This window comes from Leucobacter faecis (assembly GCF_054456635.2).
The window spans coordinates 58896-76349 of the sequence record NZ_JBTJEP020000014.1 but is presented as its reverse complement, the minus strand read 5'-3'; the positions used below and the strand labels follow the sequence as shown (position 1 = coordinate 76349).

Annotated in this window: 14 protein-coding genes; 5 read left to right on the top strand and 9 right to left on the bottom strand. The window is 65.5% G+C overall.

Translation table 11 applies throughout. The features are described 5' to 3' along the window. Positions 1–183: 183 nt before the first annotated feature. The gene (locus tag ACXR2T_RS11450) at positions 184–2745 is read right to left on the bottom strand and encodes an HNH endonuclease signature motif containing protein (RefSeq protein WP_458837664.1); all 2562 of its coding nucleotides are present in this window, start codon (positions 2743–2745) and stop codon (positions 184–186) included. 243 nt (positions 2746–2988) lie between these two features. After that, positions 2989–3966 carry a tRNA glutamyl-Q(34) synthetase GluQRS gene (gluQRS, locus tag ACXR2T_RS11445; RefSeq protein ID WP_458837663.1) on the bottom strand — a complete coding sequence of 326 codons (978 nt, stop codon included), beginning with the start codon at positions 3964–3966 and terminating at the stop codon, positions 2989–2991. Between the two features lie 112 nt (positions 3967–4078). Here gluQRS and ACXR2T_RS11440 point away from each other — a divergent pair, with 112 nt between their 5' ends. Next, positions 4079–5422 carry an FAD-binding oxidoreductase gene (locus ACXR2T_RS11440; protein ID WP_458837662.1) on the top strand — a complete coding sequence of 448 codons (1344 nt, stop codon included), beginning with the start codon at positions 4079–4081 and terminating at the stop codon, positions 5420–5422. 108 nt (positions 5423–5530) lie between these two features. Continuing rightward, entirely contained in the window at positions 5531–6382 is an 852-nt protein-coding gene (gene pdxY, locus ACXR2T_RS11435; protein WP_458815370.1) for a pyridoxal kinase PdxY, read from the top strand. Between the two features lie 236 nt (positions 6383–6618). Here the strand turns inward: pdxY and ACXR2T_RS11430 are convergent, their stop codons facing one another. Further along, positions 6619–7002, bottom strand: coding sequence for a fluoride efflux transporter FluC (locus ACXR2T_RS11430; RefSeq protein WP_458837661.1), 384 nt, complete (start codon positions 7000–7002; stop codon positions 6619–6621). Beyond that, on the bottom strand, positions 6999–7442 hold the full coding sequence (locus tag ACXR2T_RS11425; protein ID WP_458815366.1) for a fluoride efflux transporter FluC: 444 nt from the start codon (positions 7440–7442) through the stop codon (positions 6999–7001). Before ACXR2T_RS11425 ends, ACXR2T_RS11430 begins: the two co-directional genes overlap by 4 nt. 175 nt (positions 7443–7617) lie before the next feature. Between ACXR2T_RS11425 and ACXR2T_RS11420 the strand changes: the two genes are divergently transcribed. After that, a complete protein-coding gene (locus ACXR2T_RS11420; protein ID WP_458837660.1) occupies positions 7618–8586 on the top strand; it encodes a cutinase family protein in 969 nt (322 codons plus the stop codon). Between the two features lie 15 nt (positions 8587–8601). Here ACXR2T_RS11420 and ACXR2T_RS11415 read toward each other — a convergent pair whose 3' ends face one another. After that, entirely contained in the window at positions 8602–9825 is a 1224-nt protein-coding gene (locus tag ACXR2T_RS11415; protein WP_458837659.1) for an NAD(P)/FAD-dependent oxidoreductase, read from the bottom strand. A gap of 105 nt (positions 9826–9930) precedes the next feature. Between ACXR2T_RS11415 and ACXR2T_RS11410 the strand changes: the two genes are divergently transcribed. Then, positions 9931–10701 (top strand): helix-turn-helix transcriptional regulator, encoded by a 771-nt coding sequence (locus tag ACXR2T_RS11410; protein WP_458837658.1) that lies wholly within the window; start codon positions 9931–9933, stop codon positions 10699–10701. A gap of 51 nt (positions 10702–10752) precedes the next feature. Here ACXR2T_RS11410 and ACXR2T_RS11405 read toward each other — a convergent pair whose 3' ends face one another. The 4 genes from ACXR2T_RS11405 to ACXR2T_RS11390 form a co-directional block, all read right to left on the bottom strand. Then, on the bottom strand, positions 10753–12207 hold the full coding sequence (locus tag ACXR2T_RS11405) for an alanine/glycine:cation symporter family protein (RefSeq protein ID WP_458815358.1): 1455 nt from the start codon (positions 12205–12207) through the stop codon (positions 10753–10755). Between the two features lie 99 nt (positions 12208–12306). Continuing rightward, on the bottom strand, positions 12307–14727 hold the full coding sequence (locus ACXR2T_RS11400) for a M28 family peptidase (protein WP_458837657.1): 2421 nt from the start codon (positions 14725–14727) through the stop codon (positions 12307–12309). Positions 14728–14835: 108 nt separating this feature from the next. After that, positions 14836–15882 (bottom strand): NYN domain-containing protein, encoded by a 1047-nt coding sequence (locus ACXR2T_RS11395; RefSeq protein WP_458837656.1) that lies wholly within the window; start codon positions 15880–15882, stop codon positions 14836–14838. A 68-nt stretch (positions 15883–15950) separates the two neighbouring features. Then, positions 15951–16715 (bottom strand): glycerophosphodiester phosphodiesterase family protein, encoded by a 765-nt coding sequence (locus tag ACXR2T_RS11390; protein ID WP_458837655.1) that lies wholly within the window; start codon positions 16713–16715, stop codon positions 15951–15953. 74 nt (positions 16716–16789) lie between these two features. On the opposite strand from ACXR2T_RS11390, the gene ACXR2T_RS11385 reads away from it, so the two are divergent. Then, entirely contained in the window at positions 16790–17230 is a 441-nt protein-coding gene (locus ACXR2T_RS11385; protein ID WP_458815349.1) for a T3SS (YopN, CesT) and YbjN peptide-binding chaperone 1, read from the top strand. The last annotated feature ends 224 nt before the right edge of the window (positions 17231–17454 follow it).

The window sequence follows — 17454 nt, the reverse complement described above, 5'->3', positions numbered from 1 at the left end:
AACTATGGTTGCCGCTGGCAAAGAGGGCGTGCGGCCAAAAGTGGGTGTTATCAGGACCGATAACACCCACTTTTGGCCGCACGCTGTCTTGGCGCCTGTGTGACCTGGTTCGTGCCGTTTGAATGCCGGCAGACAGCTCATCTAGTAACGAGCACCGGCCAGAAATAATTTTCACAGTTGTTACTAAAACGGACTTGGTTCTTCGCCCGCAGCCTCGCCACTGCTGCCGTTGCTGTTGCTGTTGCTGGCTGCATCGTCCCATTCGTGTTCCCCGAACGGGTGCTTGCGGGTGTGCTCATCGGCGAGGGCCTGCACGTCTGGCGGTTCGAGCACGGTTCGAAACATCACCCGCGAGGGCGGTTCGGTGCGATACTTGCGCCCTGACGGGAACGTCCACGTGAAATCACCGTTGTCGCCCTGTTCGGGGAGGCACCCGCCGTGATGTTTAATCACGTGGTGCCCGCGACATAAGCTACTGATGTTGCTTAGTGAGGTGGGTCCGCCGTCTTCGGCAGCGACCGTGTGGTCAATGTCACACCGGTAAATCGGCAGAGTACACCCCGGGAACCGACAGGATGTGTCTCGCGCCGCCAAATTCCGTTTCAAGTGGGCGGGCACCCGGTAGCTATCGACCGTGAGAATGTCACCGACGGTGGTGTTGCCGCTGTTCACGGTGCCGCAGCTACCGCAGATCGTTGTATCCGTGGGGCCGGTGCCGGTCTGGCCGGTGGACTGGCCGCTGGTCTGGCCGGTGGTGCTCTCGCCGCTGGCCTGGCCGGTACTGCCGGACAAGCCTGTGTCGGCCCCTGCTCCGGTGCCCGTGTCGGTGTTGGTGTTGGCGTTGGAGCCTGTTCCGGTGCCGTCGGTGACGGTGATGATGTCCCAGCTGGGGGTGTCGTGCAGGATTCTTACCGCGGTGTCGGTGTCGATGGGGCCGACTCCCACGAGCTCGGGCTGGAACCCGCGCGTGAGCTCAGCAGCTCGCGCGTCGCTCTCGGTGCCAGCGGAAGTCGCGGCCGGGCCTTTCGCGCCAGCTCCTGCCATAGGAGCACCTCCGGCGCCGCCGGCGCCAGCAGTGTCAGCAGTGTCAGCAGCGCCACCAGCATCGAGGCGGCCCGTGAGCGACACCGGCACGAGCACCTGCACCCGCGCGGTCACCCGCAACCCGAGCCGCTTACGCCCCGCCCTGCGGCCCCTACCCGCAACCCCAAAGCTCGCACCTGCCATATCGGCGTCGGTCACACCATCGCCGGTCACATAGCTGCCAGCCGGATCAGCGCCGGTCACACCTGCGTCACCCACATCACTGCCATAGAAGTCTTCATCCGTGAGTTCACCATGCGCGAGCAGCGCGGTCAGGCTATCGGCCCGCGCCTCGCCCAGGGGCCGTTTCAGCGCCGACACCGCGGCCGCCGATAACGGCGTCCCCGCTACTTCGGCCGTCTGCTTCCCTGCGGCTATGTCACGTTCTTGCAAGAGTTTCGCGTACTGGGTGACACGATCAAAAATGACGTGCGCCTCAAAACTCGTCACGACCGCCTGCACCTGGCACATGCCGTCATCAAGCTCGACCAAGCGCACATGCCGGTCACGCTTGGCCAGCTGGTGCCGGTCATCAAACGTCACCCCGGCCAGCTTCTCCGCCACACGCTTCGCCGTCGGCGCCACCTTCGGTGCGGTATCGCGCTTCGCGTGCACCACCAGCGCCCGATCAAGCAGCGCATACCGGCGCGCCACCTCTCGCGCCACGGCAACCTCATCGTAGGGCGCGCCACCAGCGGTCGCGTCGGGCGACTCACTGCCGGGCGTGCCGGCACCCTCTGCCTCACCGTCACCGTCACCGGTCGTGCCGTCGCCAGCCGCGCCGTCACCAGACTCGGCGGCGGTCGCGTCGCTGGGGCTTTCACCGCTGGCTGTTGCAGGACAGTCTGTACCATTGGTAACCGCGCCGTCAGCTTGAGCAGCCGCCTGCGCAGCCGCCTGTGCAGCCGCCTGTGCAGCCGCCTGTGCGACGGCCTCGTGGCCGATGATACGGCCTGCGTTCACCAGGCCGCGCACATGCTGGTCAGTGACCTCACCCTTCGCAAGCGCACCCAGCATGACCGGGCAGTGCTCGACCGCATCAACCGCGTGTGACATGTCGTGCCCCACCCGCCCCTCGGGCACCCGCAGCGCGGCCGCGATCTCGGCCCGCACCACCCGGTATGACCGGTCACGCCACACCTGCGCACCCCGCGGAAGCCTAATCACGGGCAGACCAAACGACTCACCACCTGCGCTCGTGCTCGTGCTCGTGCTCGCAGTATTGCCGTGATCATCGCCAACAGCCGCATCGCCACCGTCGCGACTAGCGTCAGCAGCCTCGTTGCTGCCTGCGCCTTGATCGTTGTTTCCTGTGTCGCCGTAAGTACCGCCACCGGTGCTCGGCTGAGCTTCCCTCGCAGCGATGCTCGCACGCACGACCGCTTCGTCGGTCACAAACGCCGGCTGCTCCGCTGGCGAAGCGCCCACTGCATCCTCAGCGCCCTCGGCGGCATGACCCTCGGCGCCGGCATCGTCGTCTTCGCTCGGCGCGGGCTTGAACGGCCAGTCGCCCTCGGCTTCTGCCAGCTTGTACGCGTCTGCCAGCAACACCGTCAGCTCGGCCTGCAGCGCCCGCATGCGCGCATCAACCTCCACGACCCGAGTGACCAGGTCGTTCAATCGCCCCCGGTTGGGGCTTTCGGCGCTGAATGGATGTTGCATGATTTCATTACAGCAGCGACCTCAGACATCACGATTTACCGTGGAAAACACGCGGAAGTTGAGTGTGGCTGAGGTGTTGTGGATCCTGCGACTCCTCCGTCGCGCAGGATGACAGGAAGTGCGCGCAGGATGACGCCCAGGATCACAAGGGTCGTCACAGCCCCTACGCGCGGGCGTACCGCAGCAGCAGCGTCGACCCCGCTCACAGCACCCGGCGACACCCACGACGGGCCGCACAAGACCCTACGGCCGCCAGTTCCAGGGCTCGCTGGGAAGCCGAGCGGGGTCGAAGCGTGTAACCAGCCCGGCAGCTGTTACTCGCTCACCGGAGGCAGCAAGACCCAGTGAATGGGCAAGTTGCGTGAGTACGTCTTGCGCAGATACGCCCGCCGCTTCGAGCTGACGCAGCGTAACCGCCCCGTCACGCTTCGCGAGTCGCGCTCCCGTGGGTCCGAGCACGAGCGGCACGTGCGCGTACTCCACCACTGGTGGCGACGGCAGGTTAAGCAGTCGCTGCAGCAATATCTGCCGCGGTGTTGAGGGCGCAAGGTCTGCCCCGCGCACGATTTGGTCGATACCCATCGCCGCGTCGTCGACCACCACGGCAAGGTTGTACGCGACTGTGCCGTCGCCGCGTCGCAGCACCAGGTCGTCGATGTCCCCCCGCACCTCCCCCAGCATCAGGTCGGTGAACTCGGGCGCGACGGCACCGTCTGGCACGCGCAACCGCAGGGCGGGCTGTCTCGGCGCGATCATCTCTCGCGCCGCGCGACGCTCCTCGGGCGTACGGTCACGGCAGGTACCGGGGTACGCCCCCGGTGGGGCATGGGGCGCCGAGGGGGCGGCGAGAATATCCTTGCGCGTGCACGTGCACTCGTACACCAACCCGGCATCGGCGAGCCGATCGATCGCGGCTTCGTGCGCTGCCCCGCGGCTCGACTGCAGCACCGGATCCCCATCCCAGTCGATCCCCAGCCGCGCGAGGTCCTCGAGTTGAGCGGCCGCTGATCCGGCGTCGCGTGCGCGGTCTAGATCTTCGATGCGCATGAAGAAATCACGGCCGGTCGAGCGGGCAAACAGCCACGCGATGAGTGCCGTGCGCAGGTTTCCCAGATGCAGGTCACCCGAGGGGCTGGGCGCGTAACGCCCCGCGCCCACGCTACGGTCGTCGCTTCGGTCGTCGCTTCGGTCGTCGCTACCGCCTCGGCCTACTTTGTTCATCTGTTCATTCTGGCACGCACAACAAACTCGAATGCACAGCGCGGCTGTTACGCGCCAGTCACCCAGCGCCCCGATTTGCGCACCAAGCGCTACGCTGCAGTGGGAGGCAAACATGCACGAAGCACTGCAAGAACTACGGGCACAGTTGGGCGACCGGCTTGTCACAGACGCCGCCGAGATCGCAGAGCACGCTCACGACTCGTCGCGCGACTCCCCCGAGGGCGAGGCGATCGCGCTCGTGCATGCCTCGTCGACCGAAGACGTCTCAGCGGCGCTGGCTTGGGCGAACGGACGCGGCGTGCGCGTGAGTGTGCGCGGGGCGGGCACGGGCCTCGCGGGCGGAGCCAACGCCTACGCGGGTGGGCTGATCCTGTCGCTCGCGGGCATGAACCGCATCATCGAGATCGATGCCGCAGACCGTCTCGCGGTCGTGCAGCCCGGCGTCATCACGGCCGAGCTTGACGATGCCGCACGAGGCCAGGGCCTCTTCTACCCACCAGACCCAGCGAGCGCGCGCAGCTGCACTATTGGCGGCAACATCGCCACCAACGCTGGCGGGCTGCGCTGTGTCGCCCACGGCGTGACCCGCGACGCGGTGGCGGCGCTCGAAGTGGTGCTCGCCGACGGGCGCGTTTTGCGCACGGGTGCGCGCCCCCGCAAGAACGTGGTCGGCTACGACCTCACGAGCCTCATCGTGGGGTCTGAGGGCACCCTCGGCGTAGTCACCGAGGCCACTGTGCGCCTCAAACCGGTGCCGCCCGGAACTCCCTGCAGCTTTCGCGCGTCGTTCGACGACCTCGAGTCAGCGGGCCGCGCCGTCACCGCGATCGTCGGCGGCCCACACACCCCCGAGGTGCTCGAACTCATGGATGCCGCGAGCGTCGAAATCATCGAAGCCTACCGCCCCAGCGGTATCGCAGTGCCGCGCGGCGCTATGCTCGTCGGGCAGACTGTGGGCTCTGACGCGGCTGCCGCGGCCGCTGCCATCACCCGGGTCTGCAGTGACTATGGTGCGACCGAGACTGAGCTGTCAGACTCAGACGCACTGATTGAGGCCCGGCGGCTCTCGAACCCTGCGCTCACCGCCCGCGGGCTGAAAATCTCGTGCGATGTGGGGGTGCCCGTCGCGAAACTCGCCGAGATCTTTCACGGCATCAATGAGATCTCTGCCCGTCACGGCCGGCTGGTGTCGACCGTGGCGCACGCGGGCGACGGCAACCTGCACAGCACCGTCGACTGCGCCGATGACGACGTGGCCGCCGCCGACGCGCTACTCGACGACATCACGCGGCTCGCGCTGTCGCTGGGAGGCACCATCACGGGCGAGCACGGCATCGGATCGGTGAAACAGCACGAGCTGCCGTGGCAACTCGACGACGTGTCACGCGCCACGCAGCGTGCGATCAAACTCGCCCTCGATCCGCGCGGCACCCTCACCCCCGGTCGCGCCATCTAACGGTACCCACTACCACGGCCCCCAACACCACGCCCCCAACCAAGCCCCTTGGTTCACTCGAGTGCACCACCCTTGGACCGACGACAAGACCAGTGGCAGGATCGAAGCATGCGAATTCTCTCGATCCAGTCATCGGTCGCGTACGGTCACGTGGGCAACTCGGCCGCGGTGTTTCCGCTGCAGCGCATCGGCGTCGATGTGATGCCCGTGCACACCGTCTGTTTCTCAAACCACACGGGTTACGGCGCCTGGCGCGGCCCGCTGATCGCGGGCAGCGACGTCACCGAGATCATCACGGGCATCGAGGAGCGCGGCGGGCTTAATGGCGTCGACGCCGTACTCTCGGGCTATCAAGGTGGCGACAGTATTGGTGACGCGATTCTCGACGCCGTTGCACGGGTAAAGCGCCATAGCCCCGAGGCCATCTACGCCTGCGATCCGGTGCTGGGCAATGCCAAGTCGGGCTGCCATGTCGCCCCCGAGGTGCAAAACCTGATTCGCGACCGCGTCGTGCCCGCGGCCGATCTCATCACGCCCAACCAATTTGAGCTCGGATTCATCACCGACACCACCCCCAAGACCCTCGACGAAATACTCGCCTCAGCCGACCTGGCCCGCGCCCGCGGGCCGCGCACCGTGCTCGTGACGAGCGTCGAGCGCGAGGACCGCACGCCCGGCACCCTCGAAATGCTTGCGGTCACGGGAGAGGGCGCGTGGCTTACGACCACCCCGCACCTGCCGCTGAAGGCGAATGGCTCGGGCGACGTCACCGCGGCCTTGTTCACGGCGCATCTGTTGCGCACGGGCGACGCCGCTCTCGCGCTCGCGCGCACGACCGCAAGCGTCTTCTCACTGCTCGAGACCACGCTCGAGGCAGGCACCCGCGAACTGCAGCTCGTCGCTGCGCAAGAGGCCTACGCTCACCCCAGCGACCGGTTCGAGGCCCGGCGCGTGCGCTAACCGCCGCCGCGGGGCATTGATCCGGATCATTGCCCCGCCGCGCGCTCGATTGCGCCGGCACGCGTCGAGAATAAAATAGGCGCGACAAGTTCCGTCTATGCCGCAGGCATAAGCGGAAGTAGTCGCGCATATTTTTTATACACGGTAGCAGGATCACTGCCCCGGCGAGATCACTGCCTCGGCGAGGCCGTTGCCCGCGGCCCACGCGGCTGGGTATGCTGGCAGCCCAAGACTGCTTAACGGAGCGCGGCTCCGAGCGTGGTTCCGAGCGCGATACCGAGCATCGCACACACCACCGCCGCCACGAGCACGCCCGCACCGTTAGCGAGCGCCGCGCCAAAGCGACGCTCGGCGAGCAACTTCGCGGTGTCGAGGCTCGCAGAGCTAAAGGTGGTGTAGCCACCGAGCAGCCCCACTCCCACGACCTCGGCGATCGGCGAGCCCAGGGCGAGGCCGGTAAGCACCCCCAGCGCGAATGAACCCGTGAGGTTTACGACAAACAACCCCCACGGAAACGAGTGGCGCCGCCTGCGCGCCATCGCGCGGTCGATGCCGTAGCGCAGTGCGGCGCCCGCACCGCCAGCCGCTGCGATCGTGAGCGCATGCCACACGCCCGTCATGCGCTGCGTGCCTGCCCGATGCGGCCGAGCCAAATGCCCGCGATGCTCGCGACGAAGCCTGCCACGAGCGTGCCACCCGCGTAGCCGAGCGCTTGCCAGACTCTGCCGTCACCCAGCAGTTCAGCGGCTTCTGTCGCGAGCCCGCTGTAGGTCGTAAACCCGCCGAGCACTCCCGTGCCGAGCAGCAGCCACCAGCGGTCGGTGTGCCGCTTGGCTGTGGTGACGCGATCTACCACCGAAAACAGCAGCCCGAGCGCAAACGCTCCCACGAGGTTGACCACTAGCGTCGCCCAGGCGGCAGTGTCAACTCCGGCCAGGCCTACCGCTCCTTCTGCGCCTGCCGAGCTGCCCATCAGAGCGCCGACACCATACCGCGCGAGTGTGCCCACTGCGCCTCCAGCTGCGACGAGCCCAAACGGGGCGAGCGAGCCTGGCACCATGTGATTTAGCCTACACCCGCGCCCGGCGGCGGGCGGCGGGCTGGGCGCGGCGCGCGCGGGCGCGCCCCTGCGGTGGGAGATCACAGCCGAACGGGCGTACGCTCGTCTCATTCCGACAGCTCACCGCAGAGCACCTCGCTCACGGCCGGGCCGCCAGCTCACAGAAGAGGCCAATGTGACCCGCCACTCGCTCTCCCACTCCCGCACGCTACGCGCGCGCGGTCGCATCGTGCCCCGCGCCGCACATGCGGCCCTCGCGGGGCTCGCCGTCACGCTCACCGTTTCGATCGCGGGTTGCGCCACGGGCGCTGACCCTGTGGCCACGCGCGATGCCCTGCAGGGCGCTGCCGAGACGCCCGCGCCCGAGCGCCAGGCGCAGCAGCAAGAGGCCGAGGCAGACGCCGAGCCGATCGAGCTCGAACCCCTCGAGTGTTTACCAACCCTGGTGGTCACTGCCCGCGGCACGGGTGAGCCGTCTCGCGGCCAGCTACTCGGCCCCGTCTCACGCGCCATCGCCGAGGCTCGACCAGATCAGGTCGTGAGCACCGACCTCGACTACCCCGCCGACACCGACGTCAACGAGGGCGCGTCTCTGGGTGTACGCACCCTGGTGACGATGCTCAATCTGCAGGCGCAGACCTGCCCCGAACAAAAGTTTGTACTGCTCGGCTATTCACAGGGGGCGCTCGTCATCGGCGATGCGCTCTCGACGCCCACAGATCGTTTCGTGGGGCTCGAGGCTCAGGAGCTGCGCCCCGAGGCGGCCGCCGCTGTGAGTGCGATCGTGTTCTACGGAGACCCTCGGTTTGTGGGCGCCGAGCCGTTCAACGCGGGTGATTATGACGAGACGCGGGACGGCCTCCTCCCCCGCCCCGTGAGCGCACTCAACGCGTACGAGAAGAAGCTGCGTGACTACTGCGTGGGTGACGACTTTATCTGTCAGGCGACGACGACCGGCCTCGACGAGGCCGGTCACGTCGCCTACTTTGACAACGGCATGCAGCAGGACGGGGCAGCCTTTGCGATCACCAAGTTGCCGCCGGTCGCTAAGTCCGCACAGGAATCGGCAAAATCGGGTGAGAAGCCGACCGAAGCCCCAGAGGCGAAGCCGACGGACGACTCAGAGCCGAAGACGACCGAGTAGCGGCCCCGTACCGCCCTACGCTGCCACGTCGGTGAGCGGCACGCTCGGGTCGCGCAGCTTCTCGAGGTCGACGGTCACGCCGCTGCGCACCAGATCTTGAATCTGCTCGTTCACGTCCCACACGTTGACGTTCATGCCGCCGCCTACGCGGCCGTCCTTTACCCAAAACGCGAGGTACTCTCGCTTGGCCAGGTCGCCGCGCACCACCACCTCTGCGTCTCGCATCAGGTGCGGGTAGCCCGCCATTTCCATGCCGAGCTCCCACTGGTCAGTGAAGAAGAACGGGATCACGTCGTAACTGACCGACTGCCCGAGCATCGCCTGTGCCGCTGCCTTACCCGTAGCAAGCGCTACAGCCCAGTGCTCGCTGCGCACTCGCGTGCCCGCCCCCGCGTGGTCAATGTTCGCGAGGTCACCCGCCGCAAACACGTCGGGTGCGCTGGTGCGCAGGCTCGCGTCGACAAGCACACCGTTTTCGACCTCGAGGCCCGCTGCCTGCGCGATTTCGACATTGGGAATCGCGCCGACCCCCACGAGCACCAGGTCGGCTGGCAGCGTCTCACCGTCTACCTGCACTCCCGTCACCACGCCGTCTTCGCCCACCATGCCCTCGACGTTCGCGTGCATGCGAAACACGGTGCCGTGAGCCTCGTGGAGCTTCTGGAAGTCGCCGCCGAGTTCAATACCCAGCACCGCTTCGAGCGGCGCACTGCCCCGCTCCAGCACGGTCACGGTGTTGCCCTGAGCGCGAGCGGCCCAGGCTGCCTCCATCCCGATCCAGCCGGATCCGACTAACACGATGTTCTTGCCCCCCGTGGCGAACACGGCGTGGAGCGCCCGCGCGTCTTCGATAGTCCTGAGCGTGTGCACCCCTGCGAGGTCGGCCCCCGCAATGGGAAGCGTTCGGGCACGCGATCCGGTGGCGAGCAGAAGTCTCTCGTATTCGAGGGTTTCGCCACCTACCAGCGTCACGGTGTGAGTCTTGGTGTCAAACGATTCGGCCGAGATGCCCTGGCGCACAGTGATGCGCTGCTCGTCGTACCAGGCCTGCGGGTGGGTGAAGACCGAGGCTTCATCGTCTTTGCCCTGCAGGTAGCCCTTCGACAATCCGGGGCGCTCGTAGGGCAGTTGCGCCTCACCCGCGATGATCGTTATGTCTCCCGTGAAGCCTTCTTCGCGCAGCTGCGCAGCTGCACTCGCGCCCGCAAAACCGCCGCCCACAATCACCATGCCGCTCATCGCGCCACCTCTTTCTTGCCTTCAGACCTGAGACTTCGCTTACACTTCGAACTCTAATGAAGATCTCGCTCTAGTGTCAATAAGTTTCGCCGATAGACTATTGGCATGAGCAATATCGACAGCATCCATGCCGTGGGCGCCCTTGCCGACCCGGTTCGCCGCGAGCTGTACGACTACGTGGTGTCTCAGCACGACGCTGTGGGCCGCAAACAGGCAGCAGAGGCGGTAGGCACACCGCAGCACACCGCCAAGTTTCATCTCGACCGCCTGGTCGATGAGGGGCTACTCTCGGTCGAGTACCGGCGCCTCAGCGGCAAGACCGGGCCGGGCGCTGGGCGACCCTCGAAACTGTACCGACGCTCTGAAGCTGAAATTGAGGTGACGCTGCCCGGGCGGCAGTACGACCTGATGGGTGGCATTCTCGCCGCTGCGATCGAACAGAACGACTCCCCCGATATGCAGCGGGCCCTCGATACGGTCGCCCACACCGCAGGCGTAGGCGTGGGCGCCGCCCACCGCACGGCAATGCCAGAGCCCGCCGCCGACGCGCTCACCGAGATCGCTGATACGCTCGCGGCCCAAGATTTTGAGCCGGTTGTTGAGCCCGGTGCGGTGCGACTGCGCAACTGTCCATTCGATCACCTCGCCAAAGATCACACGCAACTCGTGTGCGGCGTGAACCAAAAGTTTGTGCAGGGTGTCGTCGACGGCCTCGGGTGCGGCTGCGCCCACGCTAACCTCGAGCCCGAAGCTGGCTACTGCTGCGTCACGATTCGCGAGCGCGCAGCAGGGGCGACCGACGCGTCTGCGCCCGAGACCGGAGTGCCCGGGTGCGCTGAGGCCGCGTCAACGTGTGTGTGCCAGCGGCACGGCTGATCCGGCACGCATGATCACTGGGTGCTGAGCACACCAGCGCCCGCCAGGCGATTACGCCTTCGTGACGGGAACGACGCCAGTGACGCTCTGCTCGCTCTCCCAGCACTCAATGCCGCTCACCTCTGGCAACAGGGCGCGCGTAAACACGGGCTCCTGCCCGAGTTTGCGCTGGCGCGTGTAGTCGCGCATGAGTTTGAATGCGATGCCAGAGAGCAGCCCGATCGCGATCAGGTTGACAAGGGCCATGACGCCCATGATCGAGTCGGCCGAGTTCCAAATCAGATCGGCCGAGGCGATCGAACCGACGAAGATGGCGGCCACTGCGAGTACACGGTACCCCAGCAGCACACCGGGCCTGGCCGAGATGAACTCGATATTCGACTCGCCGTAGTAATAGTTGCCGAGGATCGAGCTGAACGCCAGCAAGAAGATGATCACCGACAGCAGTACGTTCGACCAGGGCCCCAGCGCGCCCACGATGGCGTTCTGGGTGAGATCGATGCCTTTGGCGGCATTGGCGAGGTCGGGGGTCGACACGAGAATAATGAACGCGGTGATCGAACACACGAGAAAGGTGTCGAAGTAGACGCCGAGGGTCTGCACGAGCCCCTGTTTCACCGGGTGGGTTACGGCCGCGCTGGCACCCGCGTTGGGGGCCGAGCCGAGGCCCGCCTCGTTCGAGAACATGCCGCGCTTAATACCGGTCATGAGCACCGTTCCAAACGCGGCGCCGACCACCTGGTTGGCGCCGAACGCGCTCGTATAGATCGAGAGAAACACCTCGGGTAGGCGTTCGATGTTCATGCCCACGATCACGAGCCCGAGCAGCAGGTAGAGCAGCGCCATCGCCGGCACAACGGCCTGTGTCACGCTCGCGATGCGGCGCACCCCACCGAACACCACGAGCGCGGTGAGAGCTGCCAGCACAACGCCCACTGCGATGGGCAGCCAGTCAACGGTGCCACCGAAGCTCGATGAGACGGTCGCGGTGATGGTGTTGGCCTGCAGCGAGCTAAACGCAAAGGGAAAGCAGACGATCAAGATGCCCGCGAATAGCGTGCCCATCCATTTCGCTTTCAGCCCCTTCCACATGTAGTAGGCGGGGCCGCCCCGAAACCCGTTCTCGTCGCGCACTTTGAATAGCTGACCGAGGGTCGACTCGACAAAGCTCGACGCGCCGCCGACGAACGCCATCGTCCACATCCAGAACACGGCGCCGGGGCCACCGATCGCAATGGCGGTGCCCACTCCCGCGATGTTGCCAACGCCCACGCGCGACGCCGCAGAAATCGTGAACGCTTGAAATGCTGACACCGACTGCGGCTCACCGTTCTCGTCGGTGGGCGTCTTATTGGTGAGCGTGCGCAGCATCTCGGGGAACCAGCGCAGCTGCACGGCCCCCGACCTGATGGTGAAGTACAGCCCGAGCCCAATAAGCACGGGGAGCACAATCCAGGTCCACAGTGTGTCGCCTGCCTGCACCATGAAGTCGTTGAGCGCGTCCATGCGTCAAGTATTGCAGTGCGCGGCACGTTAGCGCCCCACATTTGAACACGATTTTCGACGAATCCAAGTGTGGGGCGCTCGCGTTTGGTGCGCGAGTCGTTACGCCCGACGCCTACGCAGCACGACCGTTCCTGCGACGAGCAGCAGGGCGCTCAGGGCGAGGCCGCCGCCCCACAGCGCTGAACCGCCCGTGTTTGAGAGGTTCTGCGGCTGCTTGGGAGTGGCCGGCGTAACCGGCTCGACCGTCACCTCTGCGCCCGCGGCAAACTCGACCTGGGCAATGTCGCTTACGTTGCCCGCAGCGTCAATCGCGCGCAGCTCAACCACGGCGGCCTCCTTGCCCAGGGGCACCCTGGCCGATAGTGCGCCCTCTTGCACCTCGAGGTCTTTCGCGAGCTGCTGCCACTGATCGGCGCCCTTGATTCGGTGTTCGACCCGCGCAACGCCCGATGTGGCATCGGCGATGGTGAGGTCGATGTCGCCGCGCGAACGCTGTGCGGCCGCCTGCAGCTGCGGTGCCACCGTATCGATGTTGACGCTGTGCTGCGCCGGCTCGCTCACGTTCTTGAAATCGTCGCTTGCGCGCGCCCATACCGTGTGCCGGCCGTCGGCCCCCAGATCGACCGGGTCGGTGTACTGCGCCCAATCGTCGCCTGTGAGTGAGAACTCGATCGTGGGCGCATCATCGGCGTTATCTGTGGCGGCGATACCCACCGCCACAGGCGCCTTGCGGTACCACCCTGATGCCGAAGCGTTAGATGCCGTGAAGCTTACGACGGGGGCTTCTTTGTCGCTGTGCAGTCGGATGTCTACCGTTTCGTCACCGCTCATGGACACCGACTTCGCAGAGCCTCGGCTTCCATCTGTTCCCACCGCTACGACGTCACACGTGGTCGCTGGTGCATGCGTCTTCACGGTGCCGTCTGCCTGAGTGTCGCCTGCCGCACGCCAGCCCGCATCGCCCTCGCAGCGAAGCGCCGTGGCCGCCGCTGCCGCGGGCTCGCCCGCTTCATCGGTCACTGCGATTGTTACTTCTTCGAGCGCCGCCCGAAACACTGAGCCGCCCAGCACGCGGGCCGCAATCGCCATGCGCTCTTCAGAGACAAACTCCAGCGTGTCAGTCGTCTGGTGGTATGCGGGCTCGAGCACAATGTTCGTGCCACCGGCCCAGAACATCCAGCTGAAGACAACCGCCGGGATTCCTACGTCATGGAACGACTGGTGGTCGCTTCGGCCGACCTGCCCAATCTGCAGTGCCCCCATTCCAGCGATTTGCGATACCGTATCGGCCAGCCCAAGGACGGGGTTGTCTTCTTTCGTTGCCCCGTCAACGGTGAGCGCCCAGAACCCGAACGGCTGCGATTCGGTGCCCGCATAGTTCGTGCCCGCCATGTCCATGTTCCACGCGCCGATGGTGCGGTCACGCTCTTCAGCGGTCATCACATTGGACGCGTGGTGCTTCGAGCCTTTAATGCCCTGTTCTTCAGCACCCCAGGCCCCCACCCGCACCTCGGTGTCGAGAGAGTAAGAACCGAGAATCCTTGCGAGCTCCAGCATGATGCTCGTGCCCGAGCCGTTGTCGCTAGCACCGTGGCTGCCGACGACCGAGTCAATGTGTGCACCGATGTAGACGATCGGTGCCTCGGGGTCGCCGTTTGCTGCTTCACGCACACCGATCACGTTGGTGCTCTGGTTTGAACCGGTCTGCGTGGTAATCGAGAGCGAAAGCGGGCCATCCTGTAGCAGGGCGCGCATGCGCTCGCCCTGGTTCAGCGCTGCTCCCACCACGACGAGCCCCTGGGCTTCATCCGGTACGGAGCCCGGGTTCGGCAGCGCCTCTGGTGAGCTGGCGCCCGCGACCTTGGCAAACACAACGCCCGTGGCCCCCACGCCAGCGAGGTCCTTCAAGATCGCGTTGCGGGTCGCCGCTGCCGCGTTCCAATCGACGAGCACGATCTTGCCCACGAGGTCCACGCGGGTCGTTAGATCGCCCGTCCCTGATCCAATTTCGATCAGCTCGCCTTCGAGCGCGGTGTCGCTTCCCGTAAAGACCGCGTTTGTCGCCGGCTTAAACTGCCAACTCGCGTATCCCTCCTGGTATCGACTGGGCACAACGTCAGCAAACGTCTGCGGCGTGGCGGCGAACGTTTCGCGCGACGTGTCAAATCCGTACGACTCGAGGGTGGTTTCAACGTAGGCGGCGGCCGCTTCTTCGCCCGCAGTGCCCGCTACGCGCGGGCCAATCGTGTCGGCGAGATAGACGTCATGGTTCCAAATGTTTTGTGAGTTCACCTCGTCCAAGAACTGCTGCTGAAAGCCGGGCAGCGTGGCTTCACCCGTGATCGCCTCTACCGCGTCGATGGGCGCGAAGCTCTCTGCGCGTGAGACGACGGCCTGAGCCGCCGTTCCCTGCAGCAGAAGCGGAAGCGCAACGGCTGCCGCGCAGGCCGCCACAAATGGCCTGCGCATACGGCCCTTCGGCCGCGCCAAAGCACGTGAATGCGCGTGCTGTGTATTCATGTAACCGGGGTGTCCTCTCTGACGGATTACACGTGTCAAAGATTTTTGACACATCCGGTAACACTATCGGCCTGCCACGAACGCGCCACACCTGTATTACGTTGTGTCTCAATCGTGTGACTGATCGCGCAGTCGCACCAGCCGCTCGTGCCCCGTTTCTTCAAGCTCCGCGATGTCTGAGCGCGACTTCAGAAACTCAGAGAACGAACGGAATCCGAGCGCCTTCTCGTTAAACGACGGATCCATGCGGCGCATCTGCTGCTTCACGGCCGAACTGTGCAGCCACTCAGAATCGTCTTTCTCGAGCCCCAGCCACAGCGCACGAATCAAAAGCCCGGTGATCTCAAGCTCGGTATCTGCATCGGTCTGGGCGCTTACCTCTGCGCTCATCTCTGCGCTGATCTCTGCGGTGGACTCTGCGCTTGGCTCCGCCTCCTGCGCCGGATCGCTTCCCTTGCGCACTTCGACTGGCCCTGCGGCCCCTGCAAGCTCTGCAGGGTCTGCTGCCGTTGTTGCCTTTGCGGGCCTCCCGGGTCTTGCCGACCTCGCAGGCCTTGCAGATTTGGCAGGCCCAGTCACCTCAGCCGCAGACTCCACCCCGGGCAGCGTGTCGTACGACGCAAACTCATCACACGCCGCGGTGAGCGATTTCGCGGTTGAACCGGCGACACCGATTCCCACGACGTAGCGCCCCAGCCGCTTGCAGCGTTGCGCGAGCGGTACATAGTCGGAGTCGCCCGCCACGATGACCACGTGGGTGAGATCGTCGAGCCGAAACATGTCTTCGACCGTGTCGACCGCCAATCGAATATCGGCCCCGTTTTTCGCGTAGGCGGCCGCCGGAAACAGCTGCACCAGGTCAACGGCCCGCGCGACCAGCTGTGACCGGTAGAGCGCGTTAATCGGCGATGACCAGTCGGCGTAGGCGCGCGTCAGCACGAGCGTGCCAAATGACGAGGCGTAGTCGATGATCGCGCCCACGTCGACAGCGGCAGCTTCGAGCCTGGCCGCGATCTCGGGGTCACTCGGGTCTTCGGCAATGCGGTGCCTGTCGCGCCCGAACGAGTTGCGCCCGTGCACGCGGTCGTACCACGAGAGCACAATGTTGTCGAAGTCTAGGTAGACCGCGACTCGGCCGTTCTGATTATCTGCCACCCCTCTAGTGTGACAGGCGCACGCCACGCTGCCTACGCCGCGAGCAACTTTCGACCGCAGCGCGGCGATCACTCAGGCCGCAGCGCGGCGATCGCGAGGTCTGCCCGGTCGGTGACAATCCCGTCGACTCCCATCGCTACGAGCTCGCGCATGCGATCAGTGTCGTTGATCGTCCACACATGCACCTCGACGCCGTGCCGGTGCGCGGCTCGAATGAGCCGCGGCGTCAGCACCCGCACAGGCCCCTGCCGCTCTGGGATCTGCAGCGCATCGAGCCCCCGCAGAGCGCGCGCGACGCCAAGCCGCGTGGTGAGCGAGGCTAAGATCCGGATCACACCCCACTGCCCCGGCGAGGCCGCGGGGCGCCTGTCACCCCCTGCCGCCATGGCTCGCGCGCGGTACCGGTCTGAGAAGCTGGTGAGCAGCACCCGGTGCGCGTGGGGCGCGATGATGCAGCCGGCGGGTACTGCTGCCGCGCGCGCCTTCACATCGACATTGAAGCGCGTGTGCGGGTACGCCTCGAGCGCTGCCGCGAGCGTGATGACGCCGCCGCGGTCCTGCATGATGCGTTCGAGCTCGGCGAGTGTGACATCGGCGATGTCACGGGGGTCGCCCGCAATGCGCTTGAGGTCGGTGTCGTGAAACAGCACCACTTCGCCGTCGCGTGTGAGGTGGCAATCCGTTTCAACAAACTCGCACCCCGCCACGACTGCCGCCTCGATCGCGGCACGCGAGTTCTCGGCGATGCCCGCGGCATGCATGGCCGCCGTGGTGAGTCCGCGGTGAGCGAGCACCCGCGGCCTGCGGGCACCTGCGAAGTAGGAGTGAGACATACCCCTATCTTGACAGCTCGCTAGGCTGGGGGCGGCACGACCCTATCTCTTCGCCTTCACAGAAATGAGCACACATGAACGACATCACCGCCCAGAAAGAACTCGTACAGAACCACATGGGTTCGCTGTTTGAGGGCGTCGAGATCGATACCGATGGTGACCTTTCAGTCAGGTACGGCTCGAGCCGAGTGTTTGTGCGGGTGCACGAGTTTGCAGAAAACTCGGCCCTCGCCATGGTGTTCTCGCCCCTGCTGTCGAACGCCGAGAACACGGCCGAGCTGCGCGATTTCGTCGCTTTCTCTGGAGCCGACTACGTGTTTGGCAGCTTTGTGCTCGTTGATCGCGGCGACAACCGGGTTGACCTGATCATGAAGCACAACCTGCTCGCCGACACGCTCGAGGCGAACGAGCTCGGCTTCGTCGTGGCGGGCATCGCATCGACCTGCGACGAAATCGACTCCGACCTCGCCGCCCGCTTTGGCGGCAACGTGTTTCATCCCGAGGACGAAAGCTGACTCTAGTGAAGTTCGCAACACCCGTCGTGTACCTCACGCCGTTAAATACCAGTTAACGCAAAATCCTGGGCTGGGGTTTTCTGTTCCAACTGAGTTGACCGAATTCGTCACCACTATCTAACTCCTCAAGATCGCTCAACAGCCCAGCAATCTCGCCAGGCATGGAGGCGGTGATCGTGCTCGACACTCCCGCCCACGATCACCGCGTCTTTTATCGGGACTGA

Excerpts from the sequence above, each read along its gene's own strand:
- ACXR2T_RS11450 (WP_458837664.1), bottom strand. The coding sequence starts at position 2,745 with ATGCAACATCCATTCAGCGCCGAAAGCCCCAACCGGGGGCGATTGAAC.
- gluQRS (WP_458837663.1), bottom strand. The coding sequence starts at position 3,966 with ATGAACAAAGTAGGCCGAGGCGGTAGCGACGACCGAAGCGACGACCGA.
- ACXR2T_RS11440 (WP_458837662.1), top strand. The coding sequence starts at position 4,079 with ATGCACGAAGCACTGCAAGAACTACGGGCACAGTTGGGCGACCGGCTT.
- pdxY (WP_458815370.1), top strand. The coding sequence starts at position 5,531 with ATGCGAATTCTCTCGATCCAGTCATCGGTCGCGTACGGTCACGTGGGC.
- ACXR2T_RS11430 (WP_458837661.1), bottom strand. The coding sequence starts at position 7,002 with ATGACGGGCGTGTGGCATGCGCTCACGATCGCAGCGGCTGGCGGTGCG.
- ACXR2T_RS11425 (WP_458815366.1), bottom strand. The coding sequence starts at position 7,442 with ATGGTGCCAGGCTCGCTCGCCCCGTTTGGGCTCGTCGCAGCTGGAGGC.
- ACXR2T_RS11415 (WP_458837659.1), bottom strand. The coding sequence starts at position 9,825 with ATGAGCGGCATGGTGATTGTGGGCGGCGGTTTTGCGGGCGCGAGTGCA.
- ACXR2T_RS11410 (WP_458837658.1), top strand. The coding sequence starts at position 9,931 with ATGAGCAATATCGACAGCATCCATGCCGTGGGCGCCCTTGCCGACCCG.
- ACXR2T_RS11405 (WP_458815358.1), bottom strand. The coding sequence starts at position 12,207 with ATGGACGCGCTCAACGACTTCATGGTGCAGGCAGGCGACACACTGTGG.
- ACXR2T_RS11400 (WP_458837657.1), bottom strand. The coding sequence starts at position 14,727 with ATGAATACACAGCACGCGCATTCACGTGCTTTGGCGCGGCCGAAGGGC.
- ACXR2T_RS11390 (WP_458837655.1), bottom strand. The coding sequence starts at position 16,715 with ATGTCTCACTCCTACTTCGCAGGTGCCCGCAGGCCGCGGGTGCTCGCT.
- ACXR2T_RS11385 (WP_458815349.1), top strand. The coding sequence starts at position 16,790 with ATGAACGACATCACCGCCCAGAAAGAACTCGTACAGAACCACATGGGT.